This is a genomic window from Streptomyces sp. NBC_01237, from assembly GCF_035917275.1.
In the GTDB taxonomy this organism is placed as follows: Bacteria; Actinomycetota; Actinomycetes; order Streptomycetales; family Streptomycetaceae; genus Streptomyces.
This window is the reverse complement of record NZ_CP108508.1, coordinates 400,957-425,281: the sequence shown is the minus strand read 5'-3', so window position 1 is coordinate 425,281 and position 24,325 is coordinate 400,957. Positions and strand designations below refer to the sequence as shown.

Sequence of the window (24,325 nt, the reverse complement as noted above, 5' to 3'; positions counted from 1 at the left end):
TGGCAGCGCTCAGGGACTGCGTCGGCGAAGGAGGGCGGGGGACGGCCGACCCCGTGGTGTTCGCGCTGATACGGATCGGATCTCCCGGCGGGCGGAGAAGGCGAAGGCGCCGCCCTTGTCCAGGACGACGCCGACCCGGCCGCGGCACTCGTCCGCCGGCGAGCAGGCCGCGCACGGCGATTTCCGCGTCACCTCCACGCGGCGCCGGCCGGAACGCTCATGTACGGGCTCAGCTCTCGGAGGCGGATCCGGGGAGCTCCACCGCCTCACGCAGCAGCTGTACGGGATGCCAGGCGTCGCGGCGCGTGCCGTGGAAGATCTGCTGACGGCAGGAGACACCGGTCGCCACCACCACGGTCTCCGGCGGCTCCGCCCGGACGGCGGGGAAGAGCCGGTCCTGACCGACGGTCATGGACACCTCGTAGTGCTCGGACTCGAAGCCGAAGGAACCCGCCATCCCGCAGCATCCGGCGTCCAGTTCGGACACCTGCACCCCGGGGATACGGCTGAGCAGGCTCATGGTCGCGGCGGTGCCGACCTCCGCCTTCTGGTGGCAGTGCCCGTGGTAGAGCAGCCTGCGTCCGGCGAGCCAGGAGTCCTCGCGCAGCCGTAGCCGGCCGTCATCGACGGCCTCGACCAGCAGTTCCTCCACCTGGCGCACCCGCCCCGAGACGTCCTTGACGGCCGAGTCGTTCGGCAGCAGAGCCCTGTGCTCGTCGCGCAGCGTCATCAGACAGGACGGCTCGCAGCCCACGATCGGTGAGCCGGGCTCCGTCGTCTCGGTCAGCAGATGGGCGAGCGCGAACGCCTTGTCCTTGGCATCCTCGACCAGCCCCTTGGACAGACTCGACCGGCCGCAGCATCCCCGGCTCTCCAGCCGGACCTGCCAGCCCGCCAGTTCCAGCAGCTCGATGGCGGATCGGCCGATGTCCGGCTCGGTGAACGTGGTGAAGGAGTCGGCGAGGAACGTGAGCGTTCCCTGCGTGACCGCCGGACGGCTCGACGCGGCGCCGCGTGCGTGCTTGCGGAACCAGCGCACCAGATTGCGCCGTACGAACACCGGCAGCGGGCGCTGGGACGAAATGCCCAGCCACCGGTCGAGCAGCACACGCAGCGGGCGAAGCCGGCCCGGAAGATTCGACAGCGGTGCGGCGACGGAACCGAGCCGGTTCAGCAGCCGGATCGAGCCGAAGATCCGCGACCGCACCGGTACCCCGTGCAGATCGTGATGGTGCGACAGCGACTCGGCCTTGAGCGTGGCCATGTCGACACCGAGCGGGCACTCGCTCTTGCACGCCTTGCACATGAGGCACAGATCAAGGATCTCGTGCAGCCGCTCATCGCCGAGCGCCTTCGCGGGATCGGGTTCGGAGAGCGCCTTGACCAGGGCGTTGGCCCGGCCTCGGGTGGAGTCCTCCTCATTGCGGGTGGCCATGTACGAGGGGCACATGGCGCCCGTACCGCTCTTGCGGCACAGCCCGATGTTCATGCACCGGTCGGCGGCGCCTCTCATGCCGCCCACCACCTCGAAGGAGAGGCGGGTGCGCAGTGGCGCCGCGGGGGGCAGCGCCCGGTCACGGAGGTTGTCCGTCATCGGGGGTGCGTCCACGATCTTGCCGGGGTTCATCAGGTTGTCCGGATCGAAGACCTGCTTGACCTGGCGCATCGCCTCGTACAGCCGCTCGCCGAAGATCTCCCGGTTGAACTCGCTCCTGGCCAGACCGTCGCCGTGCTCGCTGGAGTTGACACCCCCGTACTCCGTGACCAGGTCCTTGATCTCCACCGCCACCGCGCGCATGGTGGCGACCTGCCCCGGGTCGGTCAGATCCACGAACGGCCGGATGTGCAGACAGCCGACCGAGCAGTGGCCGTAGAAGCCGGCGGTCAGCCCGTGCCGGTCGAGCACCTCCTTGAAACGCTTCGTGTACTGAGGGAGATGGACGGGATCGACGGCCGTGTCCTCCACGAAGGCCTGCGGTCGGCGGGTGCCCTCACCCGCGGCCATCAGCAGACCGAGGCTGGACTTGCGGACCTTCAGCAGGGCGGACTGCTGGTCCGGGGTGACGGCCCGGAGGGTGTGATAGCCGTGCCGGTGCCGCGCCCAGAGCCTGGTGAGCCGCTCCAGGCCGGCGAGCAGTTCCCGTTGATCGTTCCCGGTGAAGCTGACGAACAGCAGGGCGTCGGGGTCGCCTTCGAGGATGCTGCCGAGCGAGGCGTACTCGATCTTCTGCCGGGACAGATCAAGGATCGTACGGTCCATCAGTTCCACCGCGGCAGGGTCACAGGCCAGAGCGTCCTCGGTGGCTTCGATCGCCGCGGCGGTGCTGGCGAAGTGACCGACGGCGATCACGGTGTGGCGCGGTCTGGGTACGAGATCGACCAGCGCCTCGGTGGCGACGAGGAGTGTGCCCTCCGAGCCCACGACGAACTTGGCCAGGTCGAACGGCGTGCCCGGACGCGCCATCCGGTCCAGCCGGTAGCCGCACGCCCGGCGCCAGAACGTCGGGAAACCCTCCGCGATGGCACCGGAGTTGGCCTCGACGATCCGCGGCAGCCGTTTGTAGAGGCTTCCCTCCAGCGTGGGCTGTGCTGCCCGGCGCGCCCGCTCCGCCTCGTCGACCGGTGCCAGCAGGGCCCGGCTCGCGTCGGAGAGTACGACATCCAGCTCCCGCACATGGTCGATGGTCATGCCGTAGCGCAGTGAGCCGCTGCCCGCCGAGTTGTTGCCGATCATCCCTCCGACGGTGGCCCGGTTGCTCGTGGAGGTGTCGGGACCGAACATCAGCCCCAGCGGCCCTGCGGCTCTGTTCAGTTGGTCCTGTACGACCCCGGTCTGGACGAGGGCCGTGCGGCGGCCGTCGTCGATCTCCAGGATGCGGTTCATGTACCGCGACAGGTCCAGGACGAGCCCCGGCCCCACGGTCTGTCCGGCCAGACTGGTCCCGGCCCCGCGCGGCACCAGCGGTATGCCGTACTCCCCGGCCGCCGCCACCGCCGCCTGTACGTCGTCGGCATGACGGGGGAAGACGACTCCCATCGGGGTGATCGTGTACATGCTGGCGTCCCGCGAGAACAGATGCCGGGTGTAGTCGTCGAACCCCACATCACCGTCGAGCTCCCGCCGGAGCCGGTGTGCCAGGTCCTTCGCCGCCGTGCCGCCGGCGCCGGTCGCGGAGGCGTCCGAGCTGATCGTTGTCATGTTCTCTCCCTCCACAGGTCGAACGGTCAGGGGTTGCGCAGCACGTCGAGGGCGTCTCCCAGACCGCGCGGGCCGATGGGTACGCCGGCGAGTTCGAGGCCCATCTGCACCCCGGCGAGCGTTCCGGCCAGGGCGAGGTCGTTGAAGTGGCCCAGGTGCCCGATCCGGAAGACCCGGCCGCCGAGTTTGCCGAGGCCCGCACCGAGGGACATGTCGAAGCGGTCGAGGATGATCCCGCGCACCCCGTCGGCGTCGTGGCCGGGGGGCAGCAGCACCGCGGTCAGCGACCCCGAGTGTTCCCGTTCGTCGGCGCACAGCACTTCGAGTCCCCAGCCGCGCACCGCGGCCCGGGTCGCCGCGGCGTGCCGGGCATGCCGGGCGAAGACCGTGTCCAGCCCCTCGTCGGCGAGCATACGAAGGGCCTCCTCCAGGGCGTAGAGGAGGTTGGTCGCCGGGGTGTACGGGAAGAAGCCGCGGCGGTTGGCCTCGATGACCGGCTGCCAGTCCCAGAACGACTTGGTCAGCCGGGCGGTGCGCGAGGCGGCGAGTGCCTTGCCGCTGACGGCGTTGAAGCTGAGCCCGGGGGGCAGCATGAGCCCCTTCTGCGATCCCGCGACGGTGACGTCGACCCGCCATTCGTCATGGCGGTAGTCGATCGAGCCGAGCGAGGAGATGGTGTCGACGAGCAGCAGCGCCGGGTGGCCCGAAGCGTCGATGGCCTGCCGGATCTCGGGGATACGGCTGGTCACGCCGGTCGAGGTCTCGTTGTGGACGACACAGACGGCCTTGATCGTGTGGGTGATGTCGGCCGCCAGCCGTTCGGCCACGGTCTCCGGGTCCGCGCCGTGGCGCCAGTCCCCGCGGACGAGATCCACTTCGAGGCCGAGGCTCAGCGCCATGTCCTGCCACAGCGTGGCGAAGTGGCCGGTCTCGAAGCAGAGCACCCGGTCGCCCGGGCTCAAGGTGTTGACCAGTGCGGCTTCCCAGGCGCCTGTCCCGGAGGCGGGATAGATGACCACCGGGCCCGCGGTGCCGAACACCGGCTTGACCGCGTCGAGCAGAGACAGGGTCAGGGTGGCGAACTCGGGTCCGCGGTGATCGATCGTGGGTGCCGACATGGCCCGGAGCACCCGGTCCGGGACGTTCGTCGGGCCTGGGATCTGGAGAAAGTGGCGGCCGGTACGGGAGGTCATGCGAACGGCTCCCCTCAAGGGTTGTGCCGCATGGCGGCACGGCGTATCGTATGGTGGCACGGCGGAGCATAGGGTTCGGTCCTGGAAGGAGTCAATGGATGCAGAGCGTCCTCAACGCGCTCAGGGCACTGGAGGAGGTGGCCGCGCGTCAGCCGGCCGGGGTGGCGGACCTGGCGCGGGCCATGGATCTCCCGAAGAGCTCCGTTCAGCGTGCGCTGGTCACCCTGCATGCCGCGGGCTGGATCCGTCCGGCCGGCGGCGCCCCCACCCGATGGGTGGTCACCACCAAGGCGCTGCACGTCGGTCGGCACGCCTCCGGTGAACTCGGACTGCGCGATGTCGCCGTACCGGTGATGGAGGAGCTGCGCCGCCGGACCGACGAGACGGTCCACCTGGCGGTGCCCGAGAGCGGCAAGGTCGTGCTCATCGAGCGGCTGGAGACGGTCCAGCCGGTGCGCATCATCCTTCCGCTGGGGCAGGTTCTGCCGCTGCACGCCTCGGCCAACGGAAAGGCGGTGCTGGCGGTGAGCCCCGCCGAGGTCATCGACCGCCAACTCGCCGAAGGACTGTCGGACTTCACGCCCACCACGATCACGGAGCCTCGGCGACTGCTCGCCGAACTGGCCGAGATCCGGGAGCGCGGATACGCGACGAACGGCGGCGAATGGCGCACGGATGTCTCGGCGGTCGCGGCGGCCGTGATCGGGAGCTCCGGGCAACCGGTCGCGAGCATCAGCGTCAACGTCCCGACCAGCCGCCTGACCAGCGAAGACCGGTCCGCCTACGGCCTCTTGGTGCGGGAGGCCGCAGCGGCGGTCAGTTCCGCACTGGGCGGCGGGCGCACCCCGACAGAAGGTGACGGCCTGTCAGTCCAGAACTCTTGACGCCTTCTGGCGCCGCTCCCATACTTCCGAATGCGGAAACCGAATTCCGCATAGCGGAAACATTGGAGTCGGACTGAAGGCGAGGAAACCTCGTGTCAGATCACGTCATCTCCCTCATCGGTCTCGTACTGATATTCACCGTCGCCACCGTATTTTCCGTACATATGGGCGCACTGGCCATCGTGGTCACGTTTGTGGTGGGAACCGCCTTCGTGCATGAATCCGCCGACGATATCTTCGCGGGGTTCCCCGGGGATCTGTTCGTGGTGCTGGTCGGTGTGACCTTTCTCTTCGCGATCGCGAAGAACAATGGCACGGTGAGCTGGCTCGTCCACGGGTCCATGAGAGTGGTGCGCGGCCGGATCGCACTCATCCCATGGATCATGTTCCTGGTCACCGCCGTGCTGACGGCTGTCGGCGCGGTCGTCCCGGCGGCCGTCGCGCTCGTCGCGCCGATCGGTCTGGGATTTGCGAAGCGCTATCGGATCAATCCACTTCTGATGGGACTGCTGATCATCAACGGGGCCAGCGCGGGAGGCTTCTCCCCCATCAGCGTGTTCGGCAGCATCACCAACGGAGTGATGTCACGGAACGATCTGCCCGGAAATCCCGCACTGTTGTTCCTCTGCTCCTTCCTCTTCAATGTCGTCCTCAGTCTCTTCGTGTTCTTCCTGTTCGGCGGGCGCGCACTGCTGGGACGGCGGGAGACGGTGGCGGGCCCGGGGGCGGCGGACGGGAAGCCGCGGGTCGCCGGGGATTCCGTTGCCGGCGGCCTCGGAGCGGGCGGTGGCGGTAGCCGGACGGCGGCCGCGCCCTCCGGGTTCCCCACGTCCTCGACGGTGGCGCCGACGAGCGGCGGACTGGCCGTGGCGGTCGCCGGTGAACCCGTCGAGGAACCACCACTGACCCTGGACCGCGCCCGTGCGCTCACCCTCCTCGGTCTGCTCGGCCTGGTCGCCGGATCCCTCTTCTTCGACCTCAACGTCGGGCTGATGGCCCTCACCGTGACGGTCGTCCTCTCCCTCGCCTCACCGGAGTCGGCAAAGGGGGCGGTGGACGAATGCGCGTGGTCGACGGTCCTGCTCGTCTGCGGCATCGTCACATTCGTCAGCCTGATGGAGCGGATCGGCACCATCGGTTACCTGGGCGAGGGCGTGGCCTCGGTCCGTACACCGCTGCTGGGGGCGCTGCTGATCTGTCTGATCGGGGCGGTGGTCTCCGCCTTCGCCTCCACCACAGGCATCCTGGGCGCACTGATTCCGCTGTCGGTCCCCTTCCTGCTGGGCGGTCAGGTCGGCACGGTCGGTCTGATCGCCGCGCTGGCGATCTCGGCATCGGTGGTGGACTCCTCGCCGTTCTCGACCAGCGGGGCCCTGGTGGTCGCCAACTCACCCGAGGAACGCCGGGACACGGTCTTTCGCGGTCTCATGGTGTGGGGCCTCGCCATGGCCGCGGTGGTACCCCTCGTGACCTGGGGACTGTTCGTCGTCCCGGGCTGGGACTGAGCGCCGCCGGGCGCCGGCGCCCGCTCTGCTCGACCGGTCAGACGATGAGCGGGGAGTCGCCGTAGCAGTGGTGTCGGCAGCCCCGAGGATGCGGCCGTCCGGGTCGGCTGCGGTTTGCGGGGTGCGCATCACGGAGGCTTCGCAGACGGCAGTCCGGCCTCCCGGGGCACGCCGCTCGTTGATGGTGTCGGCGGCCCGGATGGTGATCTCGTGGCGTTCCGGAGGGGGAAGTCAAAGGTGTCGGTCGCCAGTGCCGCGTCGCATTCGTTCTTGGACCGGTGTGCACCGGTCCGAGGCACTCCGAGCGGCAGGGGGTGGGACTCGCTGTCGGCATGGCCGGTGCGGCGCGCGCCGTTCTCGACCGGACGCTTCCCTCCCCCTGCCGACAGCGGCACCGTTTCGGCGAAGCAGATGTCGACCTGAGGTGGTACAGGATGCCCGCGCGGGTGTGCTTGGCGGGTGAAGGATGAGCGAGGGATGGGCGCTGCCGGACTGCGACCAGGCCGGGCCGTCGATACCGACTAATGGGGTGCAACAGGCAAAAGGGTGGCCTGATTTCAGGCCATGCTCAGATCATGGCCCTGACGCGGGTGGCCGGGTGAGCCCCGAAGGATCTTCACGCGCAGGCCTCATCGGCAGCGGAATCTTCACTCTGTGATCCGTGGAGCGTCGGCGCGGAGGGGAACCGATGGCGGCGGCACCCGTATGACCTGCGAAGACATGTCCGTATGACAGCCAACCAAAATTTTGCCGCTTCTGTGAACCGTCACTCCCCATGTAGTCATGGTCGAGGCGGCCCCAAACAACCTGGGGGCCGCCTCATTCATGCTCATGGGGGGTATTCACCATGTCCAAACTCACCCGTCGTCAGACCCTGGGGGCCGTCACCGGCGCAGCCGCGGGCATAGCGCTCGTCGGCGTGGCCACCGCGTCCGCGGACACCGCGCCGGTCAAGGGCAGCGACAAGGCGGCCGCACCCGGTGGCACCGGCGGGCCCGCGCCCTTCGACGAGGTCTTCCAGGGGCGCCGCATCCAGGGCCTGCCCGCCGAGGCTCATGCCCACGCCGGACACAGCACCGGCTACCGCGTCCTGGTCGACGGCCGCGAACTCCATGTGATGCAGCACGGAAAGAGCGGCTGGAGCAGCGCGATCAACCACTACGAGAGATTCGCCGACCCGCGCGACGCCGCGCGCACGGCGGTCACCTCACTCAAGGGTGCCTCCGTCGTTCCCTTCGACCCCACAGCCTGAGCCGGGAGCAACTGCCATGACCGTACGCAAGAACCAGGCGAACCTCACAGGTGCCGAGAAGAAGGCATTCGTCGACGCTGTGCTGGAAATCAAGCGCACAGGTGTGTACGACGAGTTCGTCGCCGCCCACCGTCTCCGGTTCGCGCTGGACATGAACACCGGGATATACGTGGGTCACTTCGGCCCGTCGTTCCTTCCCTGGCACCGAAAGTTCCTCATCGACTTCGAGAACGAACTCCAGAAGGTCGACCCGTCGGTGTCGATCCCCTACTGGGACTGGACCGCGGACAACACCGTCGGCTCGTCGCTCTGGGCGCCGGACTTCCTCGGCGGCACCGGCCGAGCCCTGGACGACCAGGTGATGGACGGCCCCTTCGCCTACTCCTCCGGCAAGTGGCCCATCACCATCCAGGTCGACACCCGCCCCTTCCTCGCCCGCAATCTCGCCTACCGCGTCCCCACTCTGCCGACCCGGGCCGAGGTCGACGCCGCCCTCGCCATTCCCACCTACGACTCCGCGCCCTGGCGTGACGGCTCGTCCGGCTTCCGCTCCACGCTCGAAGGCTCGGCGGGATACATGAGCATGCACAACCGGGTGCACACCTGGATCTGGGGTCAGATGGAGACGAGTGTTTCCCCCAACGATCCGGTGTTCTGGCTGCACCACGCCTTCGTCGACAAGCTCTGGGCCGACTGGCACACACTCCACCCGAGCAGCGCCGAGTACCTCCCCGCCGGAGGCACCCCCGACGTGATCGATCTGGACGAGACCATGCCTCCCTGGACCGACACGACCCCTCAGAGCATGCTGGACCACACGCCCTTCTACACCTACGCCTGAGTTCAGGGTGTGACGGGTCCGCTGCCGGAATCGACGCCGTCTCGCCGTCGATTCCGGCTTGCAGGTTCATGTCGTGTGCGTTGACCATCCATGACGGGCGCGACACCGGGACAGCGGCCGTACTTCCACTGTTGTGCGAGCCGCTTTCCCGGATCGTCACCCTCGAAGTGCACGCCGAGCGCGTACGAGGTGGGGGAGGCCCGGCCGGTTCACACGCTGGAGCCGAACAGAGCTGTGCAGACGATGCCGCTGTTGCCGCAATGGTTACGCGGCAGACTCAACGGCAAGCCGGCCTGGTTGCCGCTGCCCAACCCGCTCCCGGCCACCGTGGTGCCCGCGGCCTGTGCACTGCCCTGGCTGACGCACGTGTTGCCGAACACCGCGTTCCCGATCCCGATGACGTTCGCGTGAGCGGCACCCGCCGGAACCAGGGCCACCCCGGCCACCGCACCCAGCACCGCGGCCCGCTTCCCCACACGTCCGCCGCCGCCCGTACCGTGACTCTCCGCACCCATCGCGATTCTCCTTCATCCGGGACCACGTCCCGGTGGCTGTTCGGACCACGCACGGCCGGACCGTCCCGGGCCGCACTCCCGAACCAACGAGAGAACCCGGCTCCCGACACGCGGACTCCGCCAGCCCCTTCTGACGCAGGTCGCCGAGGTGATCCTGAGTCGACCGCGGCCTTGTCCCTGGAACTCGGGATGCGCTTGACGAGGCGGTGGATTCCGGCGCCCACGTTGGATCACGCGGCGGGGACGTGGTTGTCGCGCTCGCACCCATGCGCTGGACGACGTACTCGGGGGCGGTGAAGGCAGCGCCGTGAGGGTGAGTCTGCTGAGCCGTTGCCGAACGGCCACGACGTCAACAAGAACTCCTCAAGAGTGCTGCCGGTCTTCTCGGCAGCGGCAGGACCGTTCCCACCCCGTTCACACAGCCCCTCGGCAGTCGGCCGAACTGCCGCTTCCGCAGACCGGGTTGGTCCGGTGGCAGACGGCTGCCTGCCGGACCCGGCTCGCCAGTGGCGGCTTCCCTCCGGGTAGCATCAGGCCTTCCGCGACCGGGAGGTAGAGCGACTCCTCGTCGGCTGCCGACCGGGCGGACAGCCACCGGCGACATCCTGACCGGGGGATAGGGTTCGGCCGAGAAGAACCCGCTCGGTGCACGCCAACTGTGCCAGGGCAACACGCTGGCCGCTCAAGGAGGAGCCGGATGCTGCAGGCTCTGGGACTGGGACCGGCCGAAGAGGTCATCTACACGGCGTTGTTGGCCTGCCCGACAGCCTCGCCGCAGGATCTGGCCCGGCAGACCGGACTCAAGGAGGCCGAGAGCGTCCGGATCCTGGTTGACCTTGCGGCACGCGGCCTGGTGGCCGTCGTGACCGAGACCGGGAGCGGGGCATCCGGCTCCGCGGACGACGAGGCCGGCCAGCAGACTGCCCGCTACCGGCTCACACCGCCCTCGGTGGCCCTGGCCCCGCTCCTTGTCGAGCAGCGCAACGCGCTGCACCAAGCCGAGACCGCCTTCTCGATCCTGAGCGAGCAATACCGCAGTACGGCCGCACAGACCGCGGGGGGTGTCGTGGAGGTGGTTGTCGGTGTGGAGCAAGTCGCACACCGGTTCCACCAGTTGCAGAGCGGCGCCCAGCGGGAGTTGCTCGTCTTCCTCGTCGGCGCGCCCATCGCGGTCCCGCGCGAGGACACCGATACGTCGGAGAGTTCCGCGCTGGACCGCGGAGTCGACTTCCGGATCGTGGCCGCCAAGGACTATCTGGACGGTCACGACATCGTGCGGGACGTGCGGGCGGCCGTCATGGCCGGCCTTGAGCTGCGCCTGGTCGACTCGCTGCCCCTGAAGATGGTCGTGTCGGACCGGGAGCGTGCCATGGTTCCACTGGACATGGCGGATTCCGGGGGTGAGCCGAGCGCGGTCGTGGTGCACCGCAGCGGCCTGCTGACGGCTCTGGTCCATCTCTTCGAGAAGGAATGGGCCCAGGCCCGGCCGATGTACACGGCCACGGGGGAGCGCGAGGAGTCGGCGGCCGATCAGCCGACCGAGGGGGAACTGGAGGTTCTCACCAGACTGTTGGCCGGGATCTCCGACCGGAGGACCGCATCCCAGCTCGGGCTGTCCATACGTACCGTCGAGCGGCGGATACGCCGTCTGATGGATCTGGCAGGGGTGGACTCACGCTTGCAACTCGGATGGCACGCCGCCCGCGCGGGTTGGCTTTGATCTCCTGTTCCGTCTGAGAGCCGAGAACTCCGTGATCGGCTCCCGGCGGCTCGGCGACGGGGAACGACAGCGTGACGTCGGCGGGCCCGTCAGCACGTTCCGGCACGACACACTCCCCGCGTGCCGGGCGCGAAGACCGACGGAGCCGGCGAACCACGGATGTGACCACGTGGCGGAATACCGTCACGTGGGGAACCCGTCACGTGCGGAGCTCCTACGGGGTTCGTGTCTCTGCCAGGATGCAGCCGCAAGCCTGGCATGTTCACGGCGTCAAGTAGGGGAGATTCATGCATCCCATAGCGCGCACAGCCTTGGGCGCGGCAACCGCCGCCGTCCTGTGCGTCACCGCGGTCGCGCCTTCCGGGGCGGCGGACACACCACCTGACGGCGCTTCGCGACAGAGGCCCGTCATCGGCAGCGGGACACCGCCGACGGGCGGCAAGCAGGTAACGGTCACGCTCGTCACCGGCGACAAAGTGTTGGTGACAACGGACCCGTCGGGCCGCAGCTCCGCGGCCCTGCTGCCCCACGAGGACGGCACACAGCCGATCGTGCAGAGCTTCCAGCTGGGCAAGGACCTCTACGTCTACCCGGAGGGCGCTTCCCGAGCGATCGCCGAAGGCAAGGTCGACGAGCAGCTGTTCAACGTCACCGGCCTGATACGCCAGAGGTACGACGACACGCACACCGACACGTTGCCGCTCATCGCCACGTACCAGAACCGTGTCGACGTCGCCGACAGCGCGCCGGCGGCCCCCCGCGGTTCGGAACAGGGTCTGAAGCTCCCCGCGGTGAACGGCGTCGCGCTCAAGGCGGGCAAGGACACTGCCGCTGCCTTCTGGCGGGACATCACCAACACCCGTTCACGTGCTGCCTCCACGTTGAAGAAGCTGTGGCTGGACAGCAAGGTCGAGGCCACGTTGGACCGGTCCACCAAGCAGGTGCACGCGCCGGAGGCCTGGGCCGCCGGCTACGACGGCAAGGGCACCAAGGTCGCCGTGCTGGACACGGGCGTGGACGCCGAGCACCCGGACCTGGTGAACCGGGTCGCCGCGTCCAAGAACTTCACGGACTCCAACAGCACCGACGACCGGCAGGGTCACGGCACTCACACCGCGTCCACCGTCGGCGGTTCCGGAGCGGCCGACGACGGCCGCAGGAAAGGCGTCGCCCCCGGGACCTCCCTGCTCGTCGGGAAGGTCCTCAACGACTCGGGGTCCGGCGCAAGCTCCTGGATCATCGCCGGTATGCAGTGGGCCGTCGACCAGCAGGCCGATGTCGTCTCCATGAGCCTGGGCAACCCCGCGATCGGCACCTGCTCCGACCCCCTGGCGCAGGCTGCGGCAGAACTCTCGCAGAACACGCACACCCTGTTCGTCGTCGCTGCGGGCAACGCAGGTTCGGCCATCGAGACCGTCTCCTCGCCCGGCTGTGTGCCCGGCGTGCTGACCGTCGGCGCCGTCGACCGCGACGACACCACCGCGTGGTTCTCCAGCCGCGGCCCGGTAGCCGTCACCCATACGCTCAAGCCCGAGATCGCCGCTCCCGGCGTCGGCATCTCGGCCGCCAGTGCCGGCGGCCGCGGCCCCTACGCCTACCGGGAGATGTCGGGCACCTCCATGGCGACCCCGCACGTCGCCGGCGCCGCGGCCGTCGTCCGCCAGGCCCACCCGGAGTGGACCGCGCAGCAGGTCAAGGCCGCCCTCGTCTCCTCCGCCCGTACCGGCGGACAGGTCGCCGGCGCCGACCAGACGGGGGCGGGCGTGCTCGACGTGTTCGACGCGGTGCGCCAGAAGGTGCTGTCCGCACCGGCTGTCCAGGGCGGCAGCTACAACTGGCCGCAGGACACATCCGACCGCACCACCGTGCAGGTGCCCTTCACCAACACCGGCACCGAGGACATCGCCCTGAATCTCAGGGTGAGCGGTGTGCACGGCAACGACGGCAGCGATGTCAGCTCCGGCATCATCGAGCTGGAGCACGGCAGGGTGACCGTTCCCGCACGGGCCACGGTCCAGGTGCCGCTGCGGATCGACCCCACCGCCCGTCTCAAAGCCGCCCAGTACGGTGCAGTCACCGGCCGCGTCGTGGCCACCGGCGGCGACGCGCATGTCAGTGTGCCGGTCACGCTCCACGTCCAGCCGGAAACGGTCACCCTCCGGGTCAAGGTCATCGACCGCGACGGCAAGCCCGCGAACGGCGCCTCCTCGCTGGACCTGGTCAGCCTCGACACCGACCAGGGCGAGCGCCGCAGTAACCAGGGGGCTGCCGAGCAGACGTACAGCGTGCGTCCGGGTGACTACGCTCTCGCCGGCTTCGTGGCCACGTACGACGCGGACAACGCACCCGGATCGATCGGCTACCTGGGCCGCCCGCAGCTGCGGATCACCCGTGACACCACCGTCGTCCTCGACGCCCGCAAGGCACATCGGATCAGCCCGCACACCGACCGCCCTTCCAAGGTGAACAGCACCACGCTCAGCTACGGCCGCACCTGGGACGACACCTGGCAGCTGAACGGATCACTCACGGTCGGCAGCACCGTGCAGAAGTTCTACGCCTCTGTCGAAGGGCGCGCCCAGAAGGGCTTCTTCGAGTTCCGGCCCACCTGGCGCGCCACGGGTTCGCAGAGCGGCTCGTCCTATGTCTACAACCTCTCGTTCCCGACCGGGGGGCCGCTGCGGTCCGACCGGGTCTACCGTCCGAGTGATTCCAAGCTGGCCCGGGTCACCGAGAAGTGGAACGCCCTCGGGAAGGAGGCCGACTATCTCGACGGCCTGTTCATCCTCCCCGCCTGGAACAGGAACACCACTGTCCCGGTGAGCCTGCTCGCCCCGGTCGAGGTGCCGGGCACCCGGACCGCCTACTACACGACCGGCGACGACACCTGGCTCCACGGCGCGATGACCAGCTTCCCGTTTGCCGCGTTCATGACTGACCGATACCGCGTCCATCAGCCCGGTGACCGGCGTACAGAGGAGTGGTATCGCGGCCTCCTGCGACCGGCCGCGGCGCGCGACACCGACGGCGGTCCGGCACTGGCCGCCGAGCGGCAGGGGGATCTGATCGGCTTCCAGAGTGCGCTCTGGCTCGACGGCTCCGGCGATCACTGGTCCTACGGCGGGTCCTTCGGCGACCTGGGCAACCTGTTGCTGAAGCGCGACGGGAAGGAGATCGCCAGAAGCGCCTATCCGTACGATGCGTTCAAGGTGCCGGCCGAGGACTCCGCGTACGAGCTCACCCAGAACCTGTCAAAGATCGATACCTCGGACCGGAACTGGCTGCGTTCCACCGCTGTCACCACTACCTGGAGCTTCCGCTCCCGCCTGGAGCCCGACGTCTACTCCCGTGGCGTGCCGATCCTCTTCCCGGCGTACGACCTGCCGGTGGACAGCGTGAACACGCTGCCCGCGCGGAGAGGTACCAAGGTCGGTCTGTCCGCCGAGGGCCACGCCGGGTACACACCGGGCGCGATCACGGAGGCCGCACTGTCCTACTCCTACGACGGCGGCACCACCTGGACCCAGGCGCCGGTCGAGCAGCGGGCCGGCAAGTGGACGGCCACCCTCGACCACACCGGTGCCACCGGCAAACAGGTCATGCTGAGGACCACCCTCACCGACTCCAACAGCAACTCGGTCACCCAGACCATCACCCGCGCCTACGACGTTCGATAGCCACACGGTCGGGCCGGGCGGCCTCCCGCAACAGGGACACCGCCCGGCCACCCCTGCGCCGCCTCACCTGCGATCAGCGCGGACCTGTGCGGGGAGCTCTGTGTGCGCGTCGTGTCGCGCTCAGTGATGCGGGGACCGTCGGACGGACAGGACCGCGACATCGTCATGCTGCGCTCCTTCTCCGGCGAAGGCGCGCGCGTCGTCGTAGAGGGCATCCGGCAGTTCGGTGGGAGAGAGCGAGGCGCGCTCGGCGAGGCGTTCGGTGATGGGGTAGAACGTGCCGTCGGCGGCACGGGTCTCGGTGAGCCCATCGGTGGTCAGCAGCAGCGTCGCGCCGGGCGGGAAGCTGAACCAGCTGACGGTCGCGGGTTCGGCGGCGAGTTCAGCGAGACCGAGGGGCACGCCGGAGTCGAGGGCCGGTGTGCTGACCGTGGCGTCAAGCAGGAGCTGCGGCGGAATGTGCCCGCAGTTGATGACTTGTACCTCGTCGTGCGCGTCGATGTTGAGGATGAGCGCTGTGACGAACCTTTCGTCGTCGCCGGTCTGTGCGGCATAGGAGTTGTGCCGTACGACAGAGCCGTCAAGGGCATCGGCGAGCGCGGTCAGGGTGGGCTCCCGGTGAGCCCCCTCACGGAACGCGCCGATGACGGCGAACGCGGCGCCGACCGCAGGCAGGCCTTTGCCCTGGACATCGCCGATCAGTACCCGGGTCCCCCACGGGGAGACGACGACGTCGTAGATGTCGCCGCCGACGAGCCGGTCCTCCTGCACGGGCTCGTACACGCCGTCGACCAGGACGTCGTCGGTGAGCAGAGGCAGCGGGCGCAGGATGTGGCGCTGCATCGCCGCGGCGGTGGAGCGAATCCGCAGCATCTCGTGTTCCCGGTGGATACGCCGATGGCAGGCGTACACGGAGGCCGCCCCCAGGGTGAGGGTGAGAAGCACCATGAGGATCCTGTCGAGCCACGAGGCCCCGTCACCGTGCCGGACCACCACAGCGAGGGTGACCACGAGCGTGGTCCATACAGAGACAAACTGCGTCTGACGTACGGTGCACAGCGCCGACGCCGTGCCGGGCAGAAATACCAGGAGCCCCAGGAGCCACACCAGAGATCCGGACAGGGCTCCGAGGACCATCACCAGAACCGTAATCGACACCACGCCGATCACGACTTCGACGTTGCGCGGCGTCTCGGTGGCCTCGAAGGGACGTGCGAATCTCTTCGGGTGATTGCGGGGCACGGGACCTCCTGGCAGCTGGTGTATTCCCGTACGCTAGGCAGGCCCGCCGCGCGAGAGCCGTTGCCCCGCCGGACAATGTTCGGCGCGGCTCCGGCCGTGCGGTGAGGAAGGGCGGCGGCCATCCGGGATGAGCCCGCGGTATGGACGTACTCCTGTCAAGACCGACGGCTCCGGGACAACCCCTCCCAAGAACCCTCGGGGAGGACCGGTTCACCGGCGAGTGGCGCTTCCCTCATCTCCGCGATGGCGGTCACGGCGGCGACGGGGCTCCGTCTTCGTTTTCGCCGAGGGCAGGAGGGGCGGGGCGGCCGGTCTCCGGGGCGATGCCCGGGTCGGGTGAGAGTGCCTCCGCCGGGGGCAGGCCCGCGCGGGCGCGGAGCATGTCGGCCTCTGCCCTTCGCATCTCGGCCTGGGCGCGCATGAGGTCGGCGTCGGCCTGTCCACGAGCCTGGACGATGTCGGAGGCGTTCTGCCCTCGGGCTCTGACGAACTTGGCGAGTCCGTTGAGAATGCCTCCGATGAGCACTCCGGAGGCTGTGATGACGCTGACGATGGCCACGACGACGGGAGGTGCGTCGGAAGGACCCAGTTCGGCACTGTTGCCGATGTCCGGCAGGACCGCTCTCGTGCTGAGCCAGGCCACCACCAGCAGCGCGATCACGATGGCGGCCCACAGCGCCACAGAGGTACCTGGAGCATTCCGCACGGCGTGCCACGCCCGCCCCGGCCATCGCAGGTCGGCCCGCAGCCGCCGTTGTTGAGCACGGAGGACCCGAGTGGCAGCGTGGTCGTCGCCGGCACGGTGGAATGCGGCGGCGAGCTGTTCGTACGGTTGGGAGCTGTACTCGTCAGTGGCTTCGGCCAACCAGGCCAAGCGCTGATCAAGCGGGAACGGGCCGACCCAGGACAGAGTGCTGTAGACGAATCCGTCGATGGATATCCGGCCGCGGCCGGGCCAGCTCGTCGCTCTGTCGACCAGTTTGTCGACCCTCGCGCCGGACAGAACGACCCGTCCTTCTTCCGGCCGCTCCCCGAGGAAGCGCAGTTCCGGGGTCTGGACACGGCGCAGCGAGATCTCGTCCTCGCGCCCGAGCAGCCTGAAGCGCGCCGATGCGAAGTCGATCGCGTCGCCGAAGCGCCCGTCGTCGAGCCGGACACCTCCCACGCACTCGAAGCGTTGCTCGCGCGGGAGGGCGGAGAAGGCTGAGGCACCGGCCGAGTCCGGAGACGGCCGACCCTGCGCACGCGGGGGAGTGGAGACGCTCGCACAGGGATTACCTGGCGCCGACGTCAGGGAGAGCGTGTGACCGACGGTCATCCGTGGCGCGTTCAGAGCGCGGAGCTCCTGAGCGTTTCTCAGCCGACTGCCGCGCAGCGAGAGCGAGAAGCCCACCGTCGCGCCGCGCAGGCTCAGCTCACCGTGGCTCTCCATCATCTCGGCCCGGAGATCCTGCCCGACGGAGATCCCGTCCGCCATGATCGAGTGGCCGTGCCGGTCGCGGGACACGACGGCCTGGTTGAGCAGCAGGTCCGCGCCTATGCGCGCGCCGGTGAGGCGGACGCCCCCGGAGAAGTGACAGCGCGGCAGATGAAGGTCGCCCCTCGTATGCACTCGGGCAGCCTCCAGACGCGGCACCGAACAGTCGACGAGCCGTACCGTCGTGAAGCGCGCCTCGGTAAGCAGCATCTCCCTCTCGAAGCGGCACTGCTCCAGTCCGACGTACGGGACGACCGTGCCCCCCGCGACATCGAGTACGCCGGTGACCTTCACACCGCGAAGTCTGAAGGACGAGAGCCGACCGGGCAGGGCCGGTGGGCCGTCGAGCAGCAGCCGGGCCACGATCCGGGCGCGCACGCTGCGCTCGGGTCCCCAGGGATGTCTGCCGTGCGGATCGTCGACCTCGCTGTCGCCCGTACGAAGGTCGTGGACACTGCCGTTGCGGAACGCGTGCCACATCCCGGCCTCGGCCGCGGTCAGCCCGTCCGGCGGATCGTGGTCGCCTGTCGGCGCGATACTCATCGTCGCGTTCCCCTCTGACCGACTCGTTGCTCGTGCCCCTGTGCATTGCGGCTTCCATCAGAGCGCTGGGGCTCGCGGGAGGGGCCATCGTCGCACCGCGACCGTACCTGCCGGCCCGCCTTCGACCTCATCGCCCGATCGGAGACGCTCCTGAAGGAGCCGCACTCCATGGAGCCCCCATCGTGCCGCCCCCGGCATGCGCGGGCGGGCGGAATCCCGGAATCCGGCGCGTACGGCTGCGGCTTCGGGTTCAGGAGACCGAAAGTCCCGGCGCCGATGGTGCCGCCTCCGGCACGTCGTCCTTCACCATCGGTTCTCCCGGTCGGGAAGCCCCCGGTCAAGGCCGTCGGCGGCCAGGATCTCGCTCGGCGTGCCCGGTCCCGCTGCCGCCCGGGCCCGCCGGCTTTCCGGCATGTCAGCGGGGCGCCGTACTCTGCGGCGACGACCTACGCCGCCGAGGCGGCAAGCCCGCACAGGAAAGCAGACAGCACTCGTGTTCCAGGAAACCCCGATCTACACCCGACTCGTCACCGAACGCGGCGACGTCCCCACCGAGGTGCGCACCGACGCCGAGCGCATACACCGGGATCTGTCGCGGTTGTTCCCCGCGAGCCTTCCGCTCGGTTCGGGCACACCGCACTACCGGCCGCGCGAGCAATAGCCGGGTGCCTCCGCACCGTCCGGGTGTCAGCGGGTGCCGCCCTGTACGCCGCATGACCGCGTGGCCGTACGGCGACCGTTGACCGTCCGCACCGGCTGAGATCCGGCCGGCTGCGACCGCTGCGCGATCCGGGTGCCCCCGATGAGGAATGACCGTGTGGCCATCGCCACGGCCTGCTAACGTCTGCGGCATGAAGCGCGCTGCTATGACGACGACGCCGGAGAGTGTCCCGGCGCGCTGACAGATGTCTTAGTGCGAAGCCCCGGGGCGAGTGCCCCGGGGCTTCGCCTTGCGGTCACTCGCCCGATGTCCGCGAGGAGACCGCCATGCATGACCACCGCAAGCTCGGCCGTGAACTGGACCTGTTCGACACCGACCCGCTGATCGGTGCGGGCCTTCCGTACTGGCTGCCCGACGGAGCGACCGTACGGCACACCCTGGAGGAGTACATCCGCGCCGCCGAGCGGCGGGCCGGCTACCGCCACGTGTACTCACCGGTCCTCGGAAAGCGGGAGCTGTACGAGATCTCCGGGCACTGGGCGCACTACAGCGACGACATGTTCCCCCCGATGGACCTCGGCGGTGAGCAGGTCCTCCTGCGGCCCAGCCTGTGCCCTCACCACGCGGTGATCTATCGCTCCCGCCCCCACAGCTACCGGGAACTGCCCCTGCGCATGGCCGAGCTGGGAGGCATGTACCGCTCCGAACTCTCCGGCGTACTCGGCGGGCTGACCCGGGTGCGGGCCATCCAGCTCAACGACGCGCACATCTTCTGCACCCTGGAGCAGGTCGCCGAGGAGGCGCAGGGCGCACTGGAGATGATCCGCCGGGCCTACGAGGCGCTCGGCATCACCCCGACCCGCTATCGGCTCTCCCTCCCCGGCCCCGGCGGCAAGTACGTCGCCGCCCCCGAGAAGTGGCAACAGTCCACCGCCCTGCTCACCGACGTCCTCGACCGCTCCGGCCTGCCCTACGAGGCGGCCGAGGGAGAGGCCGCGTTCTACGGCCCCAAGATCGACGTCCAGGTCACCGACGGCGCCGGCCGGGAGTCCACCCTGTCCACCGTCCAGGTGGATTTTCACCAGCCCGAGCAGTTCGGCCTGCACTACATCGGCGCGGACGGCGCCAGACACCGCCCGGTCATGATCCACCGCAGCATCATCGGCAGCGTGGAGCGAGCCGTCGCCCATCTCATCGAACAGCACGGCGGCGCCTTCCCTGCCTGGCTCGCCCCCACTCAGCTGGTGATCCTGCCGATCTCCGACGCCGAACTCCCCCACGCCGCGGCCCTCGCGCGGCGATGTGCCGGACTCGGGCTGCGTGCCGAGATCGCAGGACCGGAGCGCGGCACCCTGGGCGCCCGTATCCGCGAGGCCCGACTGGTTCCCTACCAGGCCGTCATCGGCGCCAAGGAGGCAGCCGAGGATCATGTCGCCCTGCGCCTGCGTGGCGGACTCCGACTCGACCCGCGGCCGGCCGGCGACGCACTCACCCGCATCAGCGCGCTCGTCGATGCCCACAGCACCGACCTGTGGGCCGGCACTGCCCATTAGCGGATGGCGCGATCAGCGGCTGCTGTCGCCGGCTCAGCGCTTCGGGGTCTGCGACAGGAGCCGTTCCTTCGGGCGCTCCACCGCTTCGACGGTGTCGGGCGGCCGGCGTCACGGCAGCCCTGAAATGGCTCAGAGGCGTCGTGTCCGGCCGCGTTCGGCTGCGCTAGCGTCGCCTTTCAACACCGATGGGGAGGTCTCGTGCGCGCTCTCGTCTATCTGGGTCCAGGCTCCGCCGAACTTCAGGACCGGCCCGACGCACAGCTCGTGAACGGTGATGACGTCGTGGTGGAGGTCGTCGGTACGGGAGTCTGCGGGACGGACCGCAAGATTCTGCTCGGGAAGTTCCCGGCCCGGCCGGGCGTCGTGCTCGGACACGAGTCGGTGGGGGTGGTGCGGGAGACCGGACCCCAGGTGCGCTCGGTCGGGGTAGGGGACCGGGTGGTGGTCAACCCGACGCTGTTCTGCGGCTGGTGCGTCCCGTGCCGCCGGGGAGCGACCAACTTCTGCCGTCACAAGGCCGGGACCGAGGTAGGCGTCGACAAGGACGGCACATACGCGGAGACCGTGACGCTGCCGGAACGTTTCGTCGAACGGGTTCCCGCCGGGCTGTCCTTCCGCAGCGCGGTCCTGATCGAGCCGCTCGCCTGCGTCCTGAACAACGTCGAGGCCGCGTCCCTCACCTTCGACGACACCGTGGTGGTGCTCGGCGCGGGCCCGATCGGGATGCTGACCGCACTGGTCGCCTCCCGCCACGCGCGCCGGGTCACCGTCGCCGAACCGGACGGCTACCGGCTGGAGCGGGCGGGCGAGCAGTTCGCGCACGTGGTGGACGTGGCCGGAACGGACCCGGCCGAAGCCGTGGTGAAGGCATCGGGCGGCGAGCGTCCCTCCGTCGTCTTCGACACCACGGGCACCGGCCTGGACGCGGCACTGCGGTTGACCGACGACGGCGGCCGGGTGGTGGTGATGGGCTTCGACGACACCTACACCGTGCCGCTGCGCCCGCTCCAGCTCACCAACCGGGGCATTCAGCTGATCGGCGCCGGGGACTACCGGGCCGACACCTTCCCCGTCGCCGTGGACCTGGCCGCCGAACTCAGCGACCCCCAGCGGCCCGGCGACGGCGACGGACGGGTCCTGGAGCGGCTGGTGACACACGAGTTCCCGCTCGAACGGTACGCGGAGGCGTTCACCGCGCTCGGCGGCCTCACCCGGGGCGACGGAGGCGGCGGCACCGAACGCCCCGCGCGCTACGGCGCGCTCAAGGTCGTCATCCGCTCGCACTCCGGCCCGGTCGGCGCCGACGGCTGGCCGGTGGACGCGTGAGCGCGCCGCGGCTCGGCTCCATCGAGTCCGGCGGGTCCAAGTTCGTCTGTCTGGTCGGCTCGGCCCCCGACCGGATCGAGGCCGAGACCCGGTTCCCGACCGGCCGACCGGGCCCCACCCTGACTCGGGCCATCGCCTTCTTCCGGGAGACGGCCGCCGAGACCGGACCGCTGGACGCGATCGGCATCGCCTCCTTCGGACCCCTCGAACTGCGCCCGGGACATGCCAAGTTCGGCCATCTCGCCGCCACCCCCAAGCCCGGCTGGTCCGGGGTGGACGTCGCCGGTCCGTTCGCTGCCGCGCTCGGAGTGCCGGTGGGCATCGACACGGACGTCAACGGTGCGGCCCTCGGCGAGGGGCGCTGGGGCGCTGCGCGGGGTCTGGACACCTACGTCTACCTCACCGTCGGCACCGGGATCGGCGGCGGTGCGGTGATCGGCGGCAAGGTGGTCAGCGGCCTGGTCCACACCGAGATGGGCCACCTCACGGTGCCCCGGATCGCGGGCGACACCTTCCCCGGCTCCTGCCCCTTCCACGGCGACTGCTGGGAGGGGCTGGCGGGCGGTGAGGCGATGGGCGCCCGCTGGGGGGCCCCGGCCGAGGAACTGACCGGGGACGCACTGGGTGAGGCGCTGCGGCTGGAGGCGGCCTACCTGGCCGCGGGGCTGCGCAACATCGTCTACACGACCGCACCCCAGCGGATCGTGATCGGCGGCGGCGTCTCGGAGTTCCCCGGGCTCTTCCCGCTGCTCCGCGCCGAACTGGCCTCGGCACTGGCCGGCTACCCCGGGCTGCCCGAGCACGCGGCCGAGGACTTCGTGGTCCCGGCGCGGCTCGGCCGGCTCGCCGGACCGGCGGGCGGACTGGTGCTGGCGGCCGGGGCGGCCGCCGCCGCACGCCCATTGCCCGGCGCTGGACCATTGGGGGGAACGGCCGCATGAGGGCGGCCCCGGGCCGGGCAGGCTGGTTCGTATGACGCGCCCCCATCCGGTGGGACTCCTGCACCCGGCCACGCACGCCTGGCTGACCCGGCACGCCCTGCCCGGGGCCCTGCTGCACGAGGTGGACCCGCTGCCCGGCGGGTTCACCAACGACATGGTCCTGCTCACCGCCCAGCACCCCGACGCGGCGGGCGCGGAGCGCTACGTGGTGCGCCGCTACCGGCCCCACGGCAGCCGGGTCCCACGCAACACCTGTGCGGTGGAGATCGCCGTCCTCGGCCGGGCGGCGGCCAGGGCCGTCCCGGTGACCGCGGTGGTCGCGGCCGATCCGCAGGGCCACGCCACCGGCCGCCCCACCCTGCTCTACCGGTTCGTGGACGGGACCCCGCTCAGCCAGGTGCTCGCGGACGGCCCGGCGAGCGGCGAAGCGCGGGACCTGGGCCGGGCCGTCGGCGTGGTGCTGGCGCGGATCGGCCGGGTCAGGCTGCCCCGCCCGGGCGTCTTCGGCGACTCCTCGCTGGTACCGGCCCCGGACGGCGAGGCCCCGCTGGGCGACCTGCCCGGTTTCGTCGACCGCTGTCTGGACACGGCGGCCGCGGACGGGCCGCTGAGCGGGACGGATTCGGCGGTACTGCGCGCCCTGGCCCGCCAGGGGCCGTCGGTACTCGCCGCTCTGGAGGGTGAACGGAGCCTGGTGCACGGTGACTTCAACCCGAAGAACGTTCTGGTCCAACGGCGCGCCGGACAATGGGAGGTGGCCGCCGTGCTCGACTGGGAGCTCGCCTTCAGCGGCTCCCCGCTCTTCGACGTCGGGAACATGCTGCGCTTCGCCCACGAGTACCCGCCCGCGTTCGCCACGGGCTTCGTCGACGGCTTCCGGGGCGGGAACGGCCGTCTGCCCGCGGACTGGCAGCGGCTCAGCCGGACGCTGGACCTCTTCGCGCTCGCCGACATCCTCACCGCTCCGCCCGAACCCGCCTACTTCGCCCGTGCGCGCGCCGTACTCCACCGGTCCGCCGCCGGCCGGCACTGATCGCTGCCGATCACAGCCGCCACCGGTCGTCCACGTTCCCATCCGGCCCGTGCGCCACTTCATTCCCAGGAGGCAACTGCTGTCCTTACGGATCGCGGAAGTTCTGGCAATAAATGCTGAAGGAATGGCCGAGAGGCGACACATGGTGTTCTTCTCAGCATCGATGATTCCGGCTACTCTGCCGGGGCCGAAGCGAAGGATCTTTTGACCGAGGGAGAATTCCGCTATGGAGAACGGAAGTCCGGAAAGCGTCCTGGAGACGCTCACGCCGACCGTTCGCTGCAACGGCACGCCGCCCACCCCCGCCCTGCGCGAAGGGCCGTACTACAAGCCCGACACCCCCCTCAGGACCAGCTTCCGGGGTGATGTGGACGCGGGTGTCCCGATGCTGTTGCACGGTGCCGTGCGCACTCCCGGCGGGGAACCGATCGGCGGCACCCTGCTCGACTTCTGGCAGGTCGGGGAGGCCGGAGTCTACGACGGCGACGGATTTCGGCTGCGCGGCCACCAGTTCGCGGACGCCGAGGGGCAGTGGCGGCTGGAGACGGTGCTGCCCGCCATGTACCCGGGGCGGACGCGGCACGTGCACGTGAAGGTGCAGCCGCCCGGCGGAGCCGTACTGACCACGATGCTGTATTTCCCCGGCGAACGCCGAAACCACCTCGACAAGTACTTCCGGCCGGAGTGCCTGATGGACGTGGTGGAGACACCCGAGGGCCTGAACGCCGCTTTCACCTTCATCCTGAACGTATAGCTCCCGCCC

17 protein-coding genes are annotated in these 24,325 nt (G+C 69.8%); 12 read left to right on the top strand and 5 right to left on the bottom strand.

Annotation, left to right across the window (positions count from 1 at the left end; translation table 11 throughout):
- Window positions 1-229: 229 nt before the first annotated feature.
- Both OG251_RS01995 and OG251_RS01990 read right to left on the bottom strand, forming a co-directional pair.
- Window positions 230-3,199: an FAD-binding and (Fe-S)-binding domain-containing protein gene (locus tag OG251_RS01995; protein WP_326675267.1), complete on the bottom strand. Its 2,970-nt coding sequence runs from the start codon at window positions 3,197-3,199 to the stop codon at window positions 230-232.
- Between the two features lie 26 nt (window positions 3,200-3,225).
- Window positions 3,226-4,392, bottom strand: a complete 1,167-nt coding sequence (locus tag OG251_RS01990; RefSeq protein WP_326675266.1) for a pyridoxal-phosphate-dependent aminotransferase family protein — start codon at window positions 4,390-4,392, stop codon at window positions 3,226-3,228.
- 98 nt (window positions 4,393-4,490) lie between these two features.
- Here OG251_RS01990 and OG251_RS01985 point away from each other — a divergent pair, with 98 nt between their 5' ends.
- The 4 genes from OG251_RS01985 to OG251_RS01970 all read left to right on the top strand — a co-directional run bounded on the left by OG251_RS01985 (window position 4,491) and on the right by OG251_RS01970 (window position 8,874).
- On the top strand, window positions 4,491-5,276 hold the full coding sequence (locus OG251_RS01985) for an IclR family transcriptional regulator (protein ID WP_326675265.1): 786 nt from the start codon (window positions 4,491-4,493) through the stop codon (window positions 5,274-5,276).
- Between the two features lie 92 nt (window positions 5,277-5,368).
- Window positions 5,369-6,781 carry an SLC13 family permease gene (locus OG251_RS01980; RefSeq protein ID WP_326675264.1) on the top strand — a complete coding sequence of 471 codons (1,413 nt, stop codon included), beginning with the start codon at window positions 5,369-5,371 and terminating at the stop codon, window positions 6,779-6,781.
- 847 nt (window positions 6,782-7,628) lie between these two features.
- Window positions 7,629-8,033 (top strand): apotyrosinase chaperone MelC1, encoded by a 405-nt coding sequence (gene melC1 / locus OG251_RS01975; RefSeq protein ID WP_326675263.1) that lies wholly within the window; start codon window positions 7,629-7,631, stop codon window positions 8,031-8,033.
- Window positions 8,034-8,049: 16 nt separating this feature from the next.
- A complete protein-coding gene (locus OG251_RS01970) occupies window positions 8,050-8,874 on the top strand; it encodes a tyrosinase family protein (RefSeq protein ID WP_326675262.1) in 825 nt (274 codons plus the stop codon).
- 209 nt (window positions 8,875-9,083) lie between these two features.
- Here the strand turns inward: OG251_RS01970 and OG251_RS01965 are convergent, their stop codons facing one another.
- On the bottom strand, window positions 9,084-9,389 hold the full coding sequence (locus OG251_RS01965) for a chaplin family protein (RefSeq protein ID WP_326675261.1): 306 nt from the start codon (window positions 9,387-9,389) through the stop codon (window positions 9,084-9,086).
- A 697-nt stretch (window positions 9,390-10,086) separates the two neighbouring features.
- Here OG251_RS01965 and OG251_RS01960 point away from each other — a divergent pair.
- Both OG251_RS01960 and OG251_RS01955 read left to right on the top strand, forming a co-directional pair.
- Complete coding sequence (locus OG251_RS01960) at window positions 10,087-11,109, top strand: helix-turn-helix domain-containing protein (protein ID WP_326675260.1); 1,023 nt, start codon at window positions 10,087-10,089, stop codon at window positions 11,107-11,109.
- 287 nt (window positions 11,110-11,396) lie between these two features.
- The gene (locus OG251_RS01955) at window positions 11,397-14,786 is read left to right on the top strand and encodes a S8 family peptidase (RefSeq protein ID WP_326675259.1); all 3,390 of its coding nucleotides are present in this window, start codon (window positions 11,397-11,399) and stop codon (window positions 14,784-14,786) included.
- A 120-nt stretch (window positions 14,787-14,906) separates the two neighbouring features.
- On the opposite strand, the gene OG251_RS01950 is transcribed toward OG251_RS01955, so the two are convergent.
- Both OG251_RS01950 and OG251_RS01945 read right to left on the bottom strand, forming a co-directional pair.
- Complete coding sequence (locus tag OG251_RS01950; protein WP_326675258.1) at window positions 14,907-16,028, bottom strand: PP2C family protein-serine/threonine phosphatase; 1,122 nt, start codon at window positions 16,026-16,028, stop codon at window positions 14,907-14,909.
- 250 nt (window positions 16,029-16,278) lie between these two features.
- Window positions 16,279-18,048 (bottom strand): Yip1 family protein, encoded by a 1,770-nt coding sequence (locus OG251_RS01945; RefSeq protein ID WP_326675257.1) that lies wholly within the window; start codon window positions 18,046-18,048, stop codon window positions 16,279-16,281.
- 493 nt (window positions 18,049-18,541) lie between these two features.
- Here OG251_RS01945 and OG251_RS01940 point away from each other — a divergent pair, with 493 nt between their 5' ends.
- The 6 genes from OG251_RS01940 to OG251_RS01915 all read left to right on the top strand — a co-directional run bounded on the left by OG251_RS01940 (window position 18,542) and on the right by OG251_RS01915 (window position 24,316).
- Window positions 18,542-18,709 carry a hypothetical protein gene (locus OG251_RS01940; RefSeq protein WP_326675256.1) on the top strand — a complete coding sequence of 56 codons (168 nt, stop codon included), beginning with the start codon at window positions 18,542-18,544 and terminating at the stop codon, window positions 18,707-18,709.
- Window positions 18,710-18,933: 224 nt separating this feature from the next.
- Entirely contained in the window at window positions 18,934-20,262 is a 1,329-nt protein-coding gene (gene thrS / locus OG251_RS01935; RefSeq protein WP_326675255.1) for a threonine--tRNA ligase, read from the top strand.
- Between the two features lie 198 nt (window positions 20,263-20,460).
- On the top strand, window positions 20,461-21,588 hold the full coding sequence (locus OG251_RS01930) for a zinc-dependent alcohol dehydrogenase (protein ID WP_326675254.1): 1,128 nt from the start codon (window positions 20,461-20,463) through the stop codon (window positions 21,586-21,588).
- Entirely contained in the window at window positions 21,585-22,529 is a 945-nt protein-coding gene (locus tag OG251_RS01925; RefSeq protein WP_326675253.1) for an ROK family protein, read from the top strand. Before OG251_RS01930 ends, OG251_RS01925 begins: the two co-directional genes overlap by 4 nt.
- A gap of 31 nt (window positions 22,530-22,560) precedes the next feature.
- Complete coding sequence (locus OG251_RS01920) at window positions 22,561-23,562, top strand: phosphotransferase (protein WP_326675252.1); 1,002 nt, start codon at window positions 22,561-22,563, stop codon at window positions 23,560-23,562.
- 226 nt (window positions 23,563-23,788) lie between these two features.
- Entirely contained in the window at window positions 23,789-24,316 is a 528-nt protein-coding gene (locus OG251_RS01915; protein ID WP_326675251.1) for a dioxygenase family protein, read from the top strand.
- Window positions 24,317-24,325 lie beyond the last annotated feature (9 nt).